This window comes from Proteus sp. G2675 (genome assembly GCF_963886535.1).
In the GTDB taxonomy this organism is placed as follows: domain Bacteria; phylum Pseudomonadota; class Gammaproteobacteria; order Enterobacterales; family Enterobacteriaceae; genus Proteus; species Proteus mirabilis.
The window spans coordinates 86,524-105,930 of record NZ_CAWPCB010000006.1; the positions used below are offsets into that span (position 1 = coordinate 86,524).

Annotated in this window: 16 protein-coding genes and 1 tRNA gene; 2 read left to right on the plus strand and 15 right to left on the minus strand. The window is 36.7% G+C overall.

The window, feature by feature from the left end; all coding sequences use genetic code 11:
- Positions 1-399: 399 nt before the first annotated feature.
- From cheZ to cspE, 15 genes are all read right to left on the minus strand, one after another.
- Complete coding sequence (gene cheZ / locus AACQ49_RS01380) at positions 400-1,056, minus strand: protein phosphatase CheZ (RefSeq protein WP_004250768.1); 657 nt, start codon at positions 1,054-1,056, stop codon at positions 400-402.
- A 9-nt stretch (positions 1,057-1,065) separates the two neighbouring features.
- Positions 1,066-1,455, minus strand: a complete 390-nt coding sequence (gene cheY, locus AACQ49_RS01385; RefSeq protein WP_004243551.1) for a chemotaxis response regulator CheY — start codon at positions 1,453-1,455, stop codon at positions 1,066-1,068.
- Positions 1,456-1,514: 59 nt separating this feature from the next.
- Complete coding sequence (locus AACQ49_RS01390) at positions 1,515-2,567, minus strand: protein-glutamate methylesterase/protein-glutamine glutaminase (RefSeq protein ID WP_004243552.1); 1,053 nt, start codon at positions 2,565-2,567, stop codon at positions 1,515-1,517.
- A complete protein-coding gene (gene cheR / locus AACQ49_RS01395) occupies positions 2,560-3,450 on the minus strand; it encodes a protein-glutamate O-methyltransferase CheR (protein ID WP_004243555.1) in 891 nt (296 codons plus the stop codon). Before cheR ends, AACQ49_RS01390 begins: the two co-directional genes overlap by 8 nt.
- 6 nt (positions 3,451-3,456) lie before the next feature.
- A complete protein-coding gene (locus AACQ49_RS01400; protein WP_129623702.1) occupies positions 3,457-5,103 on the minus strand; it encodes a methyl-accepting chemotaxis protein in 1,647 nt (548 codons plus the stop codon).
- A gap of 59 nt (positions 5,104-5,162) precedes the next feature.
- Positions 5,163-6,869 (minus strand): methyl-accepting chemotaxis protein, encoded by a 1,707-nt coding sequence (locus tag AACQ49_RS01405; RefSeq protein WP_004243557.1) that lies wholly within the window; start codon positions 6,867-6,869, stop codon positions 5,163-5,165.
- 347 nt (positions 6,870-7,216) lie between these two features.
- Positions 7,217-7,717 (minus strand): chemotaxis protein CheW, encoded by a 501-nt coding sequence (gene cheW / locus AACQ49_RS01410; RefSeq protein WP_004243558.1) that lies wholly within the window; start codon positions 7,715-7,717, stop codon positions 7,217-7,219.
- A 21-nt stretch (positions 7,718-7,738) separates the two neighbouring features.
- Entirely contained in the window at positions 7,739-9,958 is a 2,220-nt protein-coding gene (gene cheA / locus AACQ49_RS01415) for a chemotaxis protein CheA (RefSeq protein WP_161778848.1), read from the minus strand.
- Between the two features lie 35 nt (positions 9,959-9,993).
- The gene (motB, locus tag AACQ49_RS01420; RefSeq protein ID WP_004243565.1) at positions 9,994-11,043 is read right to left on the minus strand and encodes a flagellar motor protein MotB; all 1,050 of its coding nucleotides are present in this window, start codon (positions 11,041-11,043) and stop codon (positions 9,994-9,996) included.
- A 2-nt stretch (positions 11,044-11,045) separates the two neighbouring features.
- Positions 11,046-11,939: a flagellar motor stator protein MotA gene (gene motA, locus AACQ49_RS01425; protein WP_004243566.1), complete on the minus strand. Its 894-nt coding sequence runs from the start codon at positions 11,937-11,939 to the stop codon at positions 11,046-11,048.
- A 134-nt stretch (positions 11,940-12,073) separates the two neighbouring features.
- The gene (flhC, locus tag AACQ49_RS01430) at positions 12,074-12,655 is read right to left on the minus strand and encodes a flagellar transcriptional regulator FlhC (protein ID WP_004243567.1); all 582 of its coding nucleotides are present in this window, start codon (positions 12,653-12,655) and stop codon (positions 12,074-12,076) included.
- Between the two features lie 2 nt (positions 12,656-12,657).
- A complete protein-coding gene (gene flhD / locus AACQ49_RS01435) occupies positions 12,658-13,008 on the minus strand; it encodes a flagellar transcriptional regulator FlhD (RefSeq protein WP_004243568.1) in 351 nt (116 codons plus the stop codon).
- Between the two features lie 3,321 nt (positions 13,009-16,329).
- Entirely contained in the window at positions 16,330-17,028 is a 699-nt protein-coding gene (locus AACQ49_RS01440) for an MgtC family protein (RefSeq protein WP_004248352.1), read from the minus strand.
- A gap of 364 nt (positions 17,029-17,392) precedes the next feature.
- Positions 17,393-17,587 carry a protein DsrB gene (gene dsrB / locus AACQ49_RS01445; protein WP_004243572.1) on the minus strand — a complete coding sequence of 65 codons (195 nt, stop codon included), beginning with the start codon at positions 17,585-17,587 and terminating at the stop codon, positions 17,393-17,395.
- 108 nt (positions 17,588-17,695) lie between these two features.
- Entirely contained in the window at positions 17,696-17,908 is a 213-nt protein-coding gene (cspE, locus tag AACQ49_RS01450) for a transcription antiterminator/RNA stability regulator CspE (protein WP_004243573.1), read from the minus strand.
- 455 nt (positions 17,909-18,363) lie between these two features.
- On the opposite strand from cspE, the gene AACQ49_RS01455 reads away from it, so the two are divergent.
- On the plus strand, positions 18,364-18,870 hold the full coding sequence (locus AACQ49_RS01455) for a YlaC family protein (protein WP_004243574.1): 507 nt from the start codon (positions 18,364-18,366) through the stop codon (positions 18,868-18,870).
- A 165-nt stretch (positions 18,871-19,035) separates the two neighbouring features.
- Positions 19,036-19,111: transfer RNA gene (locus tag AACQ49_RS01460), tRNA-Asn, on the plus strand.
- The last annotated feature ends 296 nt before the right edge of the window (positions 19,112-19,407 follow it).

The window sequence follows — 19,407 nt, forward strand, 5'->3', positions numbered from 1 at the left end:
ATACAAAGCTACTACTAATAGCTATAGTAAAACCTAATCAGCTAATAGTAAAAATAATTATATTAGAATTAAAAATTACTTTACTTTATGAGATATTAGTCACAAAACTAAAATTATCTTCATAGGTATTCATAAAGCTATTATTGTTTTCATTTAAACCAATATCAATTATGTCAAAGAATAATTCTATGGTGAATATAAGGTAAAAGCGTGTATTTCTCACCATCAAACAAAAGCCGCTTAGATAAAGCGGCTTACATTTTTTTCAATAGCCTGCGCTATTAACCTGTTTTTTGGTTGTTTTTTATCCATAAAATAGAACATCCTCAAAGAGCAGAGATAGAGCGAATGCCTCCTGCAAGCCAGTTATGTCCTTATCGCCCTAAACTCACCAATAGATTAGAAACCTAAACTTTCCAGTAAATCATCAACCTGATCTTGATTCTTAATCACACCAGCATTGTTTTTATTGACTTGTGGGCCATTTAATAATGAATCACTCTCTTTTTTCGCATTGGATTTTTCAAGTTGCTCTGGTGGCAGATTTTCCATTAATACCATAACAAGTTGTTTTTCAATTTCTTGAACCACACTCATCATACGTTTAATCACTTGGCCTGTTAAATCTTGGAAATCTTGCGCCATCATAATTTCAAGTAATTGGCTATTTGTAAAAGCCGCACTTTCAGGGATATCCCGCAAATAATTGCGGGTATCCGTTACAAGAGAGCGTACATCTTTGAGATCTTCTGGATGCTCAAACCATTGATCCCAGCGTTCAGTTAACTTAGTTGCATGACTACTTAACTCATCCTGTTTTGGTTGCGCAGCTTCCACACAATTTAATGTACGCTCAGCTGCCTGAGCGGTCATTTGAGCAACATAGTCCAATCTTTCCCTTGCATCAGGAATGGCTTCTGCTGCTTCTGCTATTGCTTTATCCAATCCTAATTCTCGCAAACTGTCGCGTAACATACGCGTCAATTGTCCGATCCGACTGATAATATCTGACGTTATTTCGACATTATCTTTCGGCATAATTGGATCCCCACTCATTGCGACTCCTTAGATGCCCAGTTTTTCAAAAATTTTATTGAGTTTTTCTTCAAGAATGGCTGCAGTAAAAGGTTTAACAACATATCCACTTGCTCCTGATTGCGCAGCAGCAATAATATTTTCTTTTTTCGCTTCGGCGGTCACCATCAGAACGGGAAGCGTTGCAAGCCCTGCGTCACTACGAATATTCTTCAGCAACTCTAACCCATCCATATTGGGCATATTCCAATCGGTGATAACAAAATCATATGCCGAACTCTGTAACTTGGCTAACGCGTCAGCACCATCTTCTGCTTCTTCTACGTTCATAAATCCTAACTCCTTTAGTAAATTACGAACGATGCGGCGCATTGTTGAAAAATCATCAACCACTAAAAATCTCAGATCCTTACTTGCCATTGAAAACTCCTTCAAAATATATTGGCAAATTACTGTGTTGCTGTTTAAACTGAACTTAATCAGATACGCAATGATTGTGTTGTGCTGATTTTCATCAGCACGGCTTTACTCATTGAGCTTATACTTTTTACCTCATCTACGGCTCCCAATTCGACCGCGGAACGAGGCATCCCAAAGACGACGCAACTTGCTTCATCTTGTGCAAATGTGTAGCTACCTGCACGACGCATTGCTAATAAACCTGTAGCACCATCACTGCCCATCCCTGTTAAAATGACACCAATAGCATTACGTCCCGCATATTTAGCAACCGAATTAAATAGCACATCAACAGAAGGTCGATGCCGATTTACCGCAGGATCTTTATTTATATGGATCTGGTAATTAGCACCATTACGACGAAGCTCCATATGATAATCACCCGGTGCGATGTAGGCGTGTCCAGGTAAAACCCGTTCTCCATCTTCAGCTTCTTTCACACTGATTTGGCATAAACGGTTTAACCGCTCTGCAAATGAGTGGGTAAAACCCGCCGGCATATGTTGGGTTATTAATACTGCAGGGCTGGTAATAGGTAATGGCTCTAAAAAATGACGAATGGCCTCCGTGCCCCCTGTTGAAGCACCAACAGCGATTAACTTTTCACTCGAAATCATGGGAGTAAATGATAACGACTTAGACGGTAATGTTTTCGTTTCATGACGACTAATTCTTGCCTGAGCCGCTGCTCGGATTTTTTCTGCAATAAGTTCACTGTAGGCCAACATTCCTTCACGTAGACCTAACTGAGGTTTAGTGACAAAATCAACCGCCCCCAGTTCTAATGCTTTTAATGTCACTTCTGAACCTTTTGCCGTGAGTGATGAAACCATCACCACTGGCATAGGGCGTAAGCGCATTAATTTTTCCAAAAAATCAATACCATCCATGCGTGGCATTTCAACATCTAACGTCAATACCTGTGGATTAAACTTTTTTATTAAGTCACGAGCGACTATCGGATCTGGCGCACAATCAACGACCTCCATATCATGGTGACTATTAATTATTTCTCGCATGATCTGGCGCATTAACGCCGAATCATCAACACAGAGTACCGTTATTTTATTCATAACCTCTCCTTGCTGGTGTCAGCCCGTAAACCGTATGCCCCTGCAAGTAAAAATCCTTGCTTAGTTGGCTCACATTTTCAGAATGCCCTACAAACAGCATTCCATCGGGTTTAAGCAATGGTATAAATCGATGAAGTAAGCTTTGCTGTGTCGTTTTATCAAAATAAATCATGACATTACGACAAAAAATCGCATCAAATGGCCCTTCTAATTTCCACTGCTTGTCGAGTAAATTCAAATACTGAAAAGTGACCATTTCACTTACTTGTGGTCTAATTTTCACGTATCCGGCAAAATCACCAACACCTTTGAGAAAATATTTTTTCAAATATTCTTCGTTTAACGTTTTTAACTCTTCCAGTCGATAAACACCTTTACGGGCTTTTTCCAACACATTAGTGTCGATATCGCTGGCAATAATTTTTGTTTTATAGGGGTTATCCCCAAAAACATCGCGCAAAGTCATCGCTATTGAATAAGGCTCTTCTCCAGTAGATGCGGCAGCACACCATACTCGGTAAACTCCTCCTGCCCTGTTTTTGGCGTGTTTAGCCAAAATAGGAAAGTGATGTGCTTCCCTAAAAAATGCAGTTAAGTTTGTGGTTAACGCATTAATAAACTCTTGCCATTCAGGGTTGCATACATCACTTTTTAGAAACGCAAGATAGTCACCAAAGTTATTCATCCGTAATTCACGTAACCTCCTCGTGAGACGGTTATAAACCATTTCCCGTTTGTTGTTAGTCAGCACAATACCTGCTTTTTGATAAATCAATTGGCAGATTGATTGAAACTGATCATCGGACAACATAAACCGTTCAGAAAAAAAATCTAACGGTTGAGCAGCGATATCTGGCAATTCTTCAGTAACATTACGTTTCATTATTTTTTAATGGGTCTTTTTAAAAAATGATTTTTTATCTGCTTTCTTCAACCCATTACCTTCTAAGGAGTGAGAAGATCCGTCTTCATCCGTGTCAGGCAATTCGAATGCCGATACAGCATTAACCAGGTTGTTAGCCTGATCTTCTAATGCTGTGGCAGCAGATGCTGATTGCTCCACCAAAGCAGCGTTTTGTTGTGTCACCTGATCCATCTGACTAACAGCATCAGCAACTTGGTGAATACCTCTACTTTGTTCGTCTGAAGCCGAGGCAATTTCGGCCATTAACTCAGTGACTTTATTTACAGATGTGACAAGCTCCTCCATCGTTTGCCCCGCATCATTTACTAATCGAGATCCCTGAGAGACTCGAGACACAGACTCGTCAATAAGTGTTTTAATTTCTTTAGCCGCTTCAGCACTACGCTGAGCAAGATTACGCACCTCTCCTGCAACAACTGAGAAACCGCGTCCTTGTTCACCCGCTCGCGCCGCTTCTACCGCAGCATTAAGCGCTAAGATATTGGTTTGAAAGGCAATACCATCAATGACACTAATAATAGCGCCTATCTTTTGAGAACTTTGAGTAATAGCATCCATCATTTCGACCACACTGTGAGTAATTTCACCGCCTCGTAGTGCAGTTTCAGATGCAGATTCCGCCAACTTACTCGCTTGTAACGCGTTATCCGCATTTTGTTTAACTGTCGCCGTTAATTGCTCCATACTCGCAGCCGTCTCTTCCAAAGAAGCAGCTTGTTGTTCTGTGCGCGAGGATAAATCGGTATTACCTTTGGAAATTTCTTGAATACCCGAATACATCGCCTGACTGTTATCACGAACAATACGAATAGAGCGCACCAACTCGCCACGCATCTCACGTAACCGTCTAAAAATGTCACCTATTTCGTCATCAGTAAAAACCAGAATTTCACGATTTAATTTGCCTGTTGCGACATCATTAAAGTAACGGCTTAAACTTGCGAAAGGTTTAATAATATTAAAACTTAACCAGCGATGAGAGGCGATTGACACCACAATTACCATGGTGATTGCGCCAATAAACATTAAAATAGCGATGGTATAAAAATGATGTCCTTGCTCAATCGAATCAGCCACTTCATATTGAACGTAATTCATATAGGTATTAAATGAATTTTCCATCGCAGTTTGATAGCGTTCCGTTGGTTGATCTAAAAACCCTTGAAAATCGCCTTTTTTTAACATGCCATGTAATTCAACTAGTGCACTATAAAGAACGTGATAATCATTTTTTACGGTATTAAAAATCTCTTTTTCTTCTTGTGGAATAACCTCTTGATTAATATCTGTAAGGAAATTTTGAAAATGAGTATTTGCTGTTTCCAAACGTGATAATGCGATTGATTCAATAGATTGGATATAATCTGTTGACTGTTCAGTTTTCATTCCTATCGCAACGCGATTTATTGCATTACGTGCTTGTACTAAAGATACCCAACTTAATCCTAATTCATCTCGCTTAGCAGTATCTAAATCAATTCTAGTGATCTGATTGTTGTTTAAATGAATAATTCCCAGTGAGATCCCACTGGAAATAACTTGCATCACACAAAACATCATCAGTAATAAATAGAGACTGGTGGATATCTTTAATTTACGAAACCTAAACATGCCTTCACCTCGTTATAAGCGGTAGCAAATCACTACCGCTTGTCAGCCACTTGTTGTTGTTAGAAAGTTTCCCAGTTAGCGGGATCTTCAACACTGCTGCTCTTTTTCTTTTCTGAGGTTCCTGGTTTTATAAGTGGAGCAGCGGCTTGTACTACAGGGAGTGCATCCAATTCCTTTTTCTCTAATGCTTTTTCTTCCTGACCCGGTAATTTGAAGATGGAAACTAAGCGGGTTAATGCAACTGCTTGATCTTCAAGACCCGCAGCAGCGGCGGCAGATTGTTCTACTAAAGAGGCGTTTTGCTGAGTAACACGATCCATTTCAGAAACCGCAAGACCCACTTGTGAAATTCCTCGACTTTGTTCATCCGATGCCGAGGCAATTTCCCCCATAATATCGGTAACACGTGTCACAGATTCGACAATACGAGTCATGGTTTCCCCTGCACTTTCAACTAATACCGATCCGGTTTCAGTGCGACTAACAGAGTCTTCAATCAACGTTTTTATTTCTTTAGCAGCTTCTGCACTTCTCTGTGCAAGATTACGGACTTCGCCGGCAACTACCGCAAATCCGCGACCATGCTCACCGGCTCTCGCAGCTTCAACAGCCGCATTCAACGCCAAAATATTGGTTTGAAATGCGATACCATCAATCACTGCTGTAATATCGGTGATTTTTTGAGAACTTCCGGCTATGTCGTGCATCGTTTGCACCACATTAGCCACAACTTTTCCACCTTGGCGGGCAATATCTGAGGCATCATTGGCAAGGTTACTTGCTTGACGTGCATTATCAGCATTTTGTTTTACTGTCGCCGTTAACTGCTCCATACTCGCAGCAGTCTCTTCTAATGAAGCAACTTGCTCCTCAGTACGTGAGGATAAATCATTATTACCTGCGGCAATTTCACTGGTGCTGTTATAGATATTCTCAGTACTTTGATAAACTCCACGAACAGTATGTATAAGCTCTTGTTGCATGTGCTTTAAGCCACTTGCTAATAAGCTCATTTCATTACGTCCATGCACCTCGATATCGGGACGTAGATCCCCTTCAGAAAATGCTTTAATATTTAATAACAATGAATTAAGTGGTCGAATTAATGCATTGCGTAGTGCAAACCAACAAATGATGAGTGCTGTAACAACAATAATGGCTAATATCACCATCGTGATAATAGAACGCTGATGAGAAGCTTCTAATGCACTATTTAATTGATTATTAAACTTCTCATTACGCATAACATAAGCAAGATACTCTTTATAAAAACCATCTTGATAAGAAGTCGTTGGTTGTTCGAAAAAATCTTTTAAGTTTTTATCTTGCAGTAAAATTTCTAACTGATTTAATGCAGAAAAATACTCAATAAAACGCCCTTTTAAATTGCGTATTTCTTCTTCTGAATGAATTTGATAAGCATTTATATGCTGTTCAAACTCTTTAAATTTATCATCGGCCCGAGACATATTTTTACGTGCCAGACCAGTTAAATATTCTACAGACAACGAGCTATCAACATTCAGATCTTTATCCTGTAACAGATAGCTTATAGCTGCACGATTGATATTGTTACGCGCTTGCAATAAGTTTGCCCAGCTTTCATCTAAACGTTCACGCTGTTTTTGTATTGTGAGAGTTTTATCCAGATCTTGTCTTGTTTCACTGAGATTTGAGTAAAAAACACCCCCGGAGATAAACTGCAAAACACCAAACAACAGAAGAATGGATAACAACCCAGTCACTATTTTCATTCGGCTAAACATGAGTTTCCCTTTTTATAATAGATGGTATGACCAAGTTATCGGCAGACTTAAGAGAAACTTTATAGGTTTTATCCTATATAGATACTATTTTCTATTTACAATAAATAAATTAAATATCAATAAGTTATATTTTAAATTCTCATTTTAAAAACCTGCTAGGCATAATGCACATTCATTTTTTAGTTAATACATTTAAAAAAAATAACTTAACTAAAATTAAAAGTACTCTTTCTGATTTAATTTCACTTAATTAATATTAAAGCCCCAAGAAATAACAAATAATTGAAAAAACTATTCCGGCAAGATAGCCGGAACAGTATTAAAGAATAAGATTAATAGGCTAAACTTTATTTAGCCATAATTGTTGCGCTATCAACTAATTCCATTTCTTCGCTATTGAGTAATTTTTCAATATCAACCAGAATTAACATTCTTTCATCTAAAGTACCCAATCCTGTTAAATATTCTGTTGACATTGTTACCGCAAATTCAGGAGCAGGACAGATTTGTTCAGGTTTTAAAGTTAATACATCAGAAACACCATCAACAACAATGCCGACAATACGGTTGAGTAAATTAACCACGATCACCACTGTGTTGTCATTATAGGTAACATTTTCTTGTGAAAACTTAATTCGTAGATCAACGATAGGTACAATAACCCCTCGTAAGTTAGTAACACCTTTAATAAAACTAGGTGCATTCGCAATACGAGTGACTTGGTCATAGCCCCGAATTTCTTGTACTTTTAGAATATCAATGCCATATTCTTCGTTGCCCAACGTAAAAATTAGAAATCCTTGTCCAACAGTTTCACCGGATAATTTCTCGAAATGTTCCGCAGCCATAATCTTATTTTATCCTCACTATTAAATAACTGTATGCGCAGTTGTATTCTTTTTCTTTTCTGTCATTTGAGAATGACTTAAACGTTGTAATTCTGGAACATCAAGAATTAAAGCAACACTACCATCGCCCATGATTGTGGCAGCAGAAATACCCGGTACTTTTCGGTAATTGCTTTCTATATTTTTAACAACCACTTGATGTTGACCAACTAACTTATCGACCAATAAAGCATAACGGCGCCCTGCACTTTGTACGATAACCGCAATCGCTTGAGTAATATCGGTTTGCGCACCTTCAATATTAAAAGTACGGTGTAATTCAATAAGCGGTAAATATTCACCTCTTACTTGCAATAATTTTTCATCTCCTGCTAAAGGATAAATATCTTCCTCTTCAGGTTGTAATGAGCTAACCACTGTTCCTAATGGTAAAATAAATACTTCATCATTCACTTTTACTGACATGCCATCTAAAATGGCCAATGTGAGTGGCAGCAAGATGCGAATGCGTGTGCCTTTTCCAACTTCAAAACTAATTTGAATTTGCCCACCCATTTCTTGGATATTTCGTTTTACAACATCCATACCCACACCACGTCCAGAAACATCGGTGACAACCTCAGCGGTAGAGAAACCTGGCGCAAATATCAACATCGCAACTTCTTCATTGCTCATATTTTCAGAAACAGCTAAGCCCGATGATATCGCCTTTTTCAAAATACGCTCACGATTTAATCCAGCACCATCATCTGTCACTTCAATACAAATATTGCCACCTTGATGCTCTGCTGAAAGCGTTAATTGACCCGCCTCTGGTTTGCCCGCGGCAATGCGATCGGCAGGCATTTCAATACCATGATCAAGACTATTACGGACTAAGTGAGTTAAAGGATCGATGATTTTCTCAATTAAACTTTTATCAAGTTCAGTTGAACTACCAATCATATTTAACTCAACTTTTTTATGCATTTTGCCAGCTAAATCACGAACGACCCGCGGAAAACGACTAAAAACATATTCCATCGGCATCATTCGGATAGACATCACTGACTCTTGCAGATCACGAGAGTTACGCTGTAGCTGTGCAATACAACTGAGTAGATCACTATGAATAGATGGCTCAAGCGTGTCACTATGTTGCGCTAACATAGACTGAGTGATCACCAATTCCCCGACCAAGTTAATCAGTTGGTCCACCTTTTCAACCGCAACGCGAATACTGGTTGATTCCGTTTTGGCCTGAGCAACAACAGGTTTTCGCGCAGGGGCTGGTGTCGCAGTTGGTGGCAAGGTTGTAGCAACTTTAGTCACTTCATCTGCTTGACTATTTTTATTCAACTCAGCAACGTTTTTCTCTATCGTAGCTGGCTGCTCTGTTTGAGCAGCAGGCTGGATACTTTCTGTCACAGATGAGGGTGAGTGTTCGGCTTGCTCTTGCGTTTTATCTGTAGACGTTACCTTTTCCTCAGTAGCAGCAACGTTAGCAAAGGAAATCTGTTCTGGTTCAATCACAAAACATAATACCGCACTGATATCTTCTTGAGTTGCTGTGGTTTTTAATACCGCTTCCAACCCATGGTGCTGTTTTTCAACCTGACTGACTTCACCCAGATGCTTTAATTCATCTAGCATTAAATCAATATCGGTTTCTTTTAAATCAGATAAAATAATATGATGCTGATAAAGACCGTCAGTATTTGGTGTATTAGCCGTTGCTAGTGGTTGATTTTCTTTACTAAGCTCATCGTCAGTATGATGTACTGCAGAAACAGGAGTGATGTTCTCCGTTGGGGCATTACTTTCAGCTAAAGATACTGAGTCATTCCCCTCACCTAATTGAGTTGATTGTTCCTCTTTGACTTCTAGAGCTAACTGACGCAACTTCTCACAAATATAGTTAAATGTTTCCTCGTCTGGCTCTTGTGAGTTTTTATGTGCATCCAATTGCTGTTGCATAATATCTTTCGCTTCCAGAAACAGGTTAATAATGTCATCGGTAAGTACCATTTCATGGCGTCTTGCACTATCGAGCAAGTTTTCCAGCACATGAGTGGTCTGCTGAAGTTTAACGAAGCCAAATGTTGCGGCTCCTCCTTTTATGGAGTGCGCACTACGAAAAATAGCATTTAACTGCTCTTGATCTGGATTTTGCGGATCAAGTAACAGTAAATGCTGTTCCATATCAGCTAACAACTCATCTGCTTCATCAAAAAATGTTTGATAAAACTCGGTAATATCCATCGTTACTCATTCACCTTTACGCGATTACATACAAACTAAGGAGTTGTTTCCTGTTTTGTCGTAATATTTGTCGATTGTGATGGCAAACTTTCCCCAGAAACTCCTGTTTCAACATTTTCCTTTTTTGATTCGGGAAGCTTAGATGTAGAAGAAGACACAGACGAATTCGTCTGTGTATTTTCTCCGTTTTCTTGTGGGGTTTCTTGCCCTGAAAGCAGAGGTTTAATTTCTGATGCCTCTTTTATTGCTGGTGCAACCCGCTCATTTTCATGTACAATTTTCTTTTCTTCCTGCTTAGTTAAAACTAATATACTGATCCTTCTATTCGCCGGAGCAAAACCATCCTCTTTTACTAAGTGAACAGTTGATGCCATACCTACAACCCGTAGTACTTTCCATTCTGCAAGCCCTGCACCAATAAGTTCTCGACGAGATGCATTGGCTCGATCCGTTGATAACTCCCAGTTACTGTATTTGAGTGCACCACTCGCATAAGGAATATCATCGGTATGACCTGATAAACTGATTTTATAAGGCGAGTCATTTAGTATTGGCGCTATCGCAGTTAAAATATCTTTCATATAAGGTTCAACAGTGGCACTACCAACTTTAAACATTGGCCGGCTTTCTTTATCTATAATTTGGATACGTAAGCCTTCGTCCATCATGTCGATTAATAAATGAGGTTTTAAATCTTTTAAGCGAGGATCTTGTAAAATAACTTGCTCTAAATTCTCTTTCAGTTTACGGAATTGCTGTTTTTCATTGAGCTGTTTATCTTCGACACCTTTTGGCAGTACATCACCTTCGTTATACACAGGATCACGTCCTCCCCCTGGTATCGGGTTTGTCACGTCTCCACTAACGCGGCCTTTTTCAATGGCAACTTTTAGAGGTGTGCGAAAATATTCAGCAACACGAGTTAACTCTTGAGGACTAGCGATAGAAAGTAACCACATCACCAGAAAGAAAGCCATCATGGCAGTCATAAAGTCAGCGTAAGCTATCTTCCACGCACCATGTTGTGCGTTGTGCTGTTTTTTCCCTCGCTTTTTAACTCTGATTATCTGTGAATTACTTTTCATAATTACTCTTCTTTCATTGCATCAGGATTTGCCTGCATCGGTGTCCGTACCTGACGTACATGTTCTTCCAATTCAATAAATGAAGGTCTGTCTGCCAGAAAGAGGGTCTTACGACCAAACTCAACCGCTATCTGTGGTGCATATCCATTCATGCTAGATAACAGGGTGGTCTTGATGCACTCCATCATTTTCATTTGTTGACTAGAGCGTTGTCTGATACGAGAGGCTAATGGTGAAACAAAGCCATAAGCTAATAAAATGCCTAAGAAAGTACCTACCATTGCGTGACCAATAAGTGCCCCCATTTCCCCAGCAGGTCTATCGGCAGCACCTAGCGCATTAACCACCCCCATAACCGCGGCCACAATACCAAATGCGGGTAATGAATCGCCCATCGTAGAGAGCCCCGCCGCAGGTACTTCACTTTCTTCTTCAAAAGTGGCAATTTCTTCGTCCATTAGCGCTTCAATTTCATAAGGATTCATATTCCCCGTCACCATCAAACGCATATAATCAGTAATAAAACTGAGCATATAAACGTCTTTCATAATGCGAGGATATTGGGAAAAAATGTCACTTTGTTGTGGATTTTCAATATCTCTCTCTAATGCCAACATGCCGTTTTGGCGCGCTTTAGACAGCAAACGAAACATTAATGCCATTAGATCCATATACATCGCTTTATTGTAGTTAGTGTTACGAAGTAATTTCGGTAGGATTTTTACCGTTGATACGATCGCACGACCATTATTACCTACAACAAAAGCACCGATACCGGCACCAAAAATAATTAAAAATTCAGCGGGTTGATATAATGCGCCTAGATGTCCACCTACGAGGGTAAACCCTCCGAGGACAGCACAAATCACCACGATATATCCTAAGAGTACTAACACGCGATATCCCTTTAGCTAATTTCGTTATAGAGAGAATGGCGAACATAACCGCAAGGAGATAGGAGGGGAAGAGGAAACAACTCAGGTTATAGAGTCTTTAATCTATAACCTGATATTTAACTTTCAATCTCGAATCACATTGCAAACTGTTCAAGACCATCCAACAGTTGTAAGTTAATATCGGCAGGATTGGCGGAAAGTTTACGTTTTTTTATTGCCCGAGATGGAGGCTGACAAAGACTACAAACATAATTACTTGCAGGCTGATGTGCGTGTGTAATAAATGAACCATTACATTTGGTACATACAGAAAGTTGTAACATACCACTTTCAACAAAACGAACTAATGTCCATGCTCGTGTTAGTGCTAAAATAGGTTCTTGATCTTTAACGGGTGGACATTGTTCTAAATATAAACGATAGGCTTTTACAACAGCTTCAACACCTACACTCCCCCCGCTTTTTAATAAAAAGCGGTAAGCATTATAAAACATTGAAGAATGGATATTTTGTTCCCATGTCATAAACCAATCTGTTGAAAAAGGTAGCATACCTTTAGGAGGAGGGCTTCCTCTTAATTCTTTGTATAATTTAATTAAACGCCCTCGACTTAATTGCGTTTCGCTTTCAAGCATTTGTAAGCGAGCACCTAAGGTGATTAATTCCATTGCTAGGCGAATATCTTTCGCCTCTCGGACGATACTTTTCTCACTCATTGTTATGCCCGTTTCTTTGTAGCAGAGGTATCATGTTCCGATAGTTGACGGAACAAGTTAGAAGAAAGAAGGATACCAGTATGAATTTGTTGCAAATCATCCACTCTGGATTCTTTAGTGAGTTGTTCTATTGTTTCGCTGTCTTCAAACCGGAAATTACAGATTAGTTGGTTTGTTTCAGCCAACTTAACCAATTGAGGCAATGTTAGCTCTTTTAGTGCATCAGCCATAGAATCGCTGATACCCAGTCTAAACATTGCGGAAGCCTTTTCTTGGTTAATTAACCTCTGCGCCAAAAGCAAATACGATAAATTTATGTCATAAATATGCTTAAGCAATTCAACCGTACTCATCTCTTTACATCCCGTCCGATTATATTGAACAAAGAGGATCTTGTTTAAAGTAAGATCCCGAGGAAATTAATATAAATGTATATTGAATTTCCAGGCCCCATTTTATGAATATGACTCGTAGTAACACTACCTTGTATTACTTGATTACGATCATTTCAAAAAGTAGCGAGAAAAACATTTAAATTAAAAAGGATTTTAAATGCTCGCCAATATATCACGTTAAGAATAATCCTAACGAGATAACTTTACTCCTTAATGATTAAGTTATTCAACGGATAAAGTAGTCTAATTTAAATACTATGTGAGTTACATCACAAAAAGATAATCATTATTATGGAATTAGTTCATTAACTATTCAAGTAATATTAGTAATAAAACTTGCTGAGAATTAATAAGCGAATCTACCCAAATTAAAATATTAATGATAATTTTTTATTTTATACGATCTATTAAACTTATAAACCTAAAAATACAGCATAAAAAATTGACAAATCTAAAATTGAAGTTTTTTTCGATCACAGTAACATATATTGCCATAGCTCCTCCTCATCTTTGTCTGAACAAAGCACTTGTGTTTAATAAATATTTCTATAGATATAGTTTTTTTAGTCATTTACCGAAAACACCATAAATGATCACTTTTTATTTACAATTGGCATAAAAAACAACCAATCATAATTAATTTGAGTTATCTAATTTTATAAATTAATTAAATAAAAAAAATTACACTTAAAATTCATAAAGATAAAACATAACACTCTTACATTAGCAGGATAAGTTATACAAAATTAAATTCCTAGTTATGCATCTTACCTTATAAATTATTGAATATTTATTTCTATCACATAAAAGTTTTATTAATAAATAATTAAAAATTACTAATCAATAACTAAAAGTGCAAAATAATAAAGCTATATAACTCTTTATGCGTGTTTTACCGAACAAAGATTAATCAATATAAAAAAACATGACAATACAGGTAAGATTTATTTATGGTTTTTACGTAACAATCAAATTACTTACCAACTTTTTTTAGAAAAATAAATATAAATCCATAGGAGAAAAAACCTCATTTAAAAATATAAAGTAGCAATAATAACTTTATTTACCCAATTAAATTCGATAAAAAAAATATATAATATTTGACTTAAACTTAATATAAACAAAAATAATTTATTTTTTATATTTCAGCCATTACATTTATATAAAAAAATAAAAACACATATAAATAAAAAAAAACAGGCTATTATTTAAATAACATAGTATCAATAAGTAAAAAAACAGATTGATTTTATTAAAATAATAAATAATTAATTTATTATAAATAATCAGTGTGATTTTTTTATTTCTTATCCGTTATTCTGATAAAAATAGACTACAAATGAAATAACTATTTCATTTTCAGCAAAAAAGTTTTACCGATCTCTTCTTTCAAAATGATTGAGACATAGAAAATTTAGAATGGAAATTCCAACTTACTCATTTGCAATTTGATCAATCCCTATCCTGCTTTAACGCTCACCACCTAAATATTAACATTTGTATAAATCATTTATCCAATGTCAATATTAACAACTATTTTTGATCAAAATAACCTCTTATTGCCTACTCAATCATCATCATTAATAAACTGTAAAATAGCAAATGTTACTTTTTTTATATATGACAGATAAGATAGCTTACTTTACGACCAAAAATAATACGTTTTTTATTTTTATTTGTCTTTTTTTTAAGCATGTTTTCCGATGGTTTGAGAAGAGTAGCCTTAGCCATTTCTTAGCGCTAATCAGCTAATATCAATGCTTAACAAAAGAGAAGATGGGTTCTTCTAAGAAAGGTATTGATAAAAAGACTGCTTTTTTAAACAAAAAAGCAAACTTATTTTTATCATTTTTATTTATTGTGATATTGATTATCATCAACATTACTCAAATAAAGAGTAGAATTGGTGGGAAATAACTTTTTGACAGACAACACACAATAAGTAGATTGATATAACAAATTTATTCAAAATAGTTATTTATCACTATTTTTTATCATAAAAACAAATAACCTCAGTTACGCAACTCATTACTCAACGATCTCATTTTTATGTAACAAATAAGATAAAAATATTGTTAGCCATCTTTCTGTCACCATCAACTATAATTATTTACGTAACAACGCCCAATAACATGAGCAATAGTTTAGAAGTCGATTAGCCTTTTATCGACCATGTTCTTTTTGATTCTCGCTAACCTTTAGTATTTTCTTTTCCCCGTACTTTTACTTAATCTTTTTAATCATTTTTGTATCATGATATAATACGAAAAATAAGCCTCTAATTATTTCTAATAGAAATTACAATGGTGCATTTATTTCGTTATTCGATGATTTTTTTCTTCTATAAGTCAGACTCATCTTCTTGATAAAGATATAAATAATGTAATATTGAAATAGATATTTTATACAATAAATAGATTAGTATGTTTTTTCAACCAGTATAATAAGATTACTTATTGGTAGCATTTCCCCTACAGCTTGTTTACAAAAAAGAATTTATATCCTAATGATATGTATCAACAATCAACACTTCCCCCCATTCATCAGCTTTACTGTAGCCCCCTGCGGTGTCATCTACACAACTTTTCTCCTCCCCTGACTTGCTTTAAGTGCACTTTTATCAAAAATATTTCTCAAAAAGCAGTAGGTTAACGATCGTCAAATAAAGAATAATGATAAATAATTCATCGAATATATTGAAATTGTTTGAGAATATCATCGAGTGATATGTACGACACCAAAGTTTTCAATAGAGGCATGTAAGTAAATGCATCTTGTCTTAAGCCCTTTAGTAACGATTTTGTGTGCTAGGACAATTAATAGACTCATCAAATAGGTTTTTAGTAGGAAAGCCACTCCACCAACTCGGCTTAACATAATTTTAAAATGTGTTTTTTGATTTAAAATAAGTTTCCATTGATAAATGGTTTTTTATTATAGATAACTTTATTCTTTCATCTAAACAAAGATTGATGATACATGTTATCGATCTTATTCAGCCATAAACATAGTTTCACAATGAATAATTACACATATGAAATAGGTTACCTTTAACCACCAGTATTAATACTTAGTTAATTTTCTATTATTTATAATGCTAAACTGTATTAAATAGCGTTTAAAATAAGCTAAATTCCCTCGTTTTCAGTTATTGTTTTATATTCTACTTTTGTTGATATTATCCCCACTATTCTTATAAAACACATTAACAAGCTCTATTGCTGTGGGGATAACCTCTATTTATACTCACAAAGTATTATATTTTATATCCATAAAGTATTAGGCGGGATGCTCAGAAGCAATTTTCCAATTAATTGCACTGACACTTTTTTCTAAACTTATCCTGCAAACAATGGCTTCTATCTCTTTTTGCTCAGCTGGAGTTGCCAACACTTCAGCACAAACTTCTAATTGACTAGGCATTGGTGTATCTGCGCTACTTAATGATTGCAATCTCACGTGTAAACCGTTTATGGCTTGCAAAATAAGTGTTCTTACTAAAACTTCATCGTGAGTATCACAAACAATACGAATAGAATAGCGTTGTTCAATGTCTGTCGCTTGATATTGCGGTTGGGCATTTATTCGTTGAGCCGCTTCCCGTAATAGAATATTGGCACAAAGAATAAGCAATGTCGCCACGGTAGCAAGTGGATAGAGTCCAAGTCCACATAACACACCAATGCCCGCAGAGCACCAAAGTGTCGCCGCAGTATTAAGACCTCGAATATTCATTCCTTCGCGCATAATCACCCCTGCGCCTAAAAAACCAATACCAGAAACCACTTGTGCAGCAATCCGTCCTGGGCTATCGGGTGAAGTTTCAATGGAGCTTAAGATAAATACCGCAGCACCGGTCGCCACTAAAGCATTGGTGCGAAGTCCTGCCATTCTTTGACGCCATTGTCTTTCGGCACCAATCAAAGCACCAAGACACATTGCAACAACCAAATTTAAGATATAAGGAGTCATAGCCATTTTAATTTCCTCCATAAACAATGGCTAAAAAAACACGCCGTTATACGGCTAATGAAGTAATACAACAACGGATCTTTGGCTACAGCAATCTAGGAGGAGGAAACAAGGAGAAAAAAACATAGCACATAAAATCACCTCTTAGTAATAAGAGCATCTCAAGGTTAGTGCGATTCTATGTAAAACGAGGTTCAAGAAGTGCACTGCCCACCGGTAGGTAAGCAGTTTTAGCGGAGAAAACGACTTACCAATTTATTTTTTGCATTAATTTACTACTTTGCGTATCCATCTGTTTTCTCTTCGTCAAAATTTGGCTGGTAGTATAAATAGGCCATTGCACAATGTAAATGAACGCTTCCTAAACCAATCATTTTTGTTGTACTGGTCGAACAAAAGTGCCTTCACCACCTTCTTTTTCATTAAAAAACCAAATACCATTCGGATATTCAGGCAGTGAAACCAAGTACATAATGCCTTCATTAAATTCTTCAATCAGTAAAATGGTTCCTTGACGATCTTCACAGCCATCCGTTTTTACTACAACATGATCATTAACGTTCATTTTTACTCCTGATAAAAATTCTCATTATCTTCTTTTTATTTTACCCATAAAGAAAAAGCCTGCCACCAGAAGGTGACAGGCTTGAAGAAAATTTTTAAAAGGCTTTTATTACAGAGCTGTTACGTTAGCAGCTGCTGGACCTTTTGCACCGTTTTCAATTGTGAATTCTACGTTCTGACCTTCAGCCAGAGTTTTGAAACCGTTACCTTGAATGGCAGAAAAGTGAACGAATACGTCTTTGCTTCCGTCTGCTGGAGTAATAAAACCAAAGCCTTTAGACTCGTTGAACCACTTAACTTGACCTTTCATTTTGTCAGACATGTGACTTTCCTATATATCAATAAAACGTTGCCTTCTCGGCATCTACTGGCCTGAACTACCTATAACTTATGGGCACACATGAAGAAAACGGTCAAAAAGCGATGCTGTTTAAAACTCATTAACTTAGAATGTCAATCATAAATCAGGTCTGTATTTAGGCCTTACTCATTAACGCATGAGACAGGGTTAATAGCAATAGTTTTATGCATTGAAAGATTAAAAAAATGCAAATTGCACATAAAAAATACAAATTCGCCTCTATTTTTGTCACTGTGTATAAAATTTATTTGATATTTTATAGCAATTATTAACAGCAAGTAGGAATAGTCTTAAGAGACTAACAATAACAGTTAAGCGTCGAATTTAAAAAAACTGTTCTATCTGCTGATCCTGTCTCCATGATAATCTATTCTTAAGAAACAAATTTGCAACATTCATCTTTTAAGGTATTTACAATGAATGTATTAAAAGACATTTTAGAGCGTGATTTAGCACGTATTAATGCCGCAGAAAAGCGTGATGGCAAACCACACTTTAATAGCCAATTTTTAAAAAATCATATTTGGCTTTGCGTCAGTATGGTGTTGTCATATTTATTACTGGCCGCTTTGCTTATTTACTCTCCTTACTTTGGGGTCATTTCGCTGACTCTTTTCACTTTGATGTTTATTGTGATGGCAGGAATACTGCTATTTGATATCAAACCTATTTATAAGTTTGATGATATCGGCGTTCTTGACCTTAGAGTTTGCTATAACGGCGAATGGTATACTTTTGAAAAATTATCTGATGAAGCGATTAATGAGATACGCCAGCACCCGGCTATCCCAGCGCAAATAAAAGAAGACATCAATGACATTATACGCACAAAACAAGAGATACACTTTTATGACGTGTATTTAATCGCATTCGATCCCATCACCAAACCGATTTCGTCAGAAAAATTATCACCCCAAGTCTAATACTATGAGAAATTCTCCGTGTTATTGCACACAACACGGAGAACCTTAACCATTTTTTAGCCATATTGTCCATAAACCAATCAAACAGTTAATTAATCTATTTTTTAACGTTGACACCCTGATATATCATCGCTATTATGCGCCTCGTTCTCAAGAGAACACAATTCCTCCATAGTTCAGTCGGTAGAACGGCGGACTGTTAATCCGTATGTCACTGGTTCGAGTCCAGTTGGAGGAGCCAAATTTAGAAGAGCCCGCTTTATGCGGGCTTTTTGCTTTTCTAAATAAACTAGCCCCTACTAGCCTTTCATGCTCATCAGCGATATCTATATATAACTATTTATTTTTTATACTTTTTTATCAAAAAAACAACAAAACGGTGCACTCTTGAGCAAACAAACATTTTTTTTGTTTTTTTGCTTTACAAGGGAAAAGAGGATAGCTATTATTCGCCTCGTTCTCACGAGAACACGCTTCCTCCATAGTTCAGTCGGTAGAACGGCGGACTGTTAATCCGTATGTCACTGGTTCGAGTCC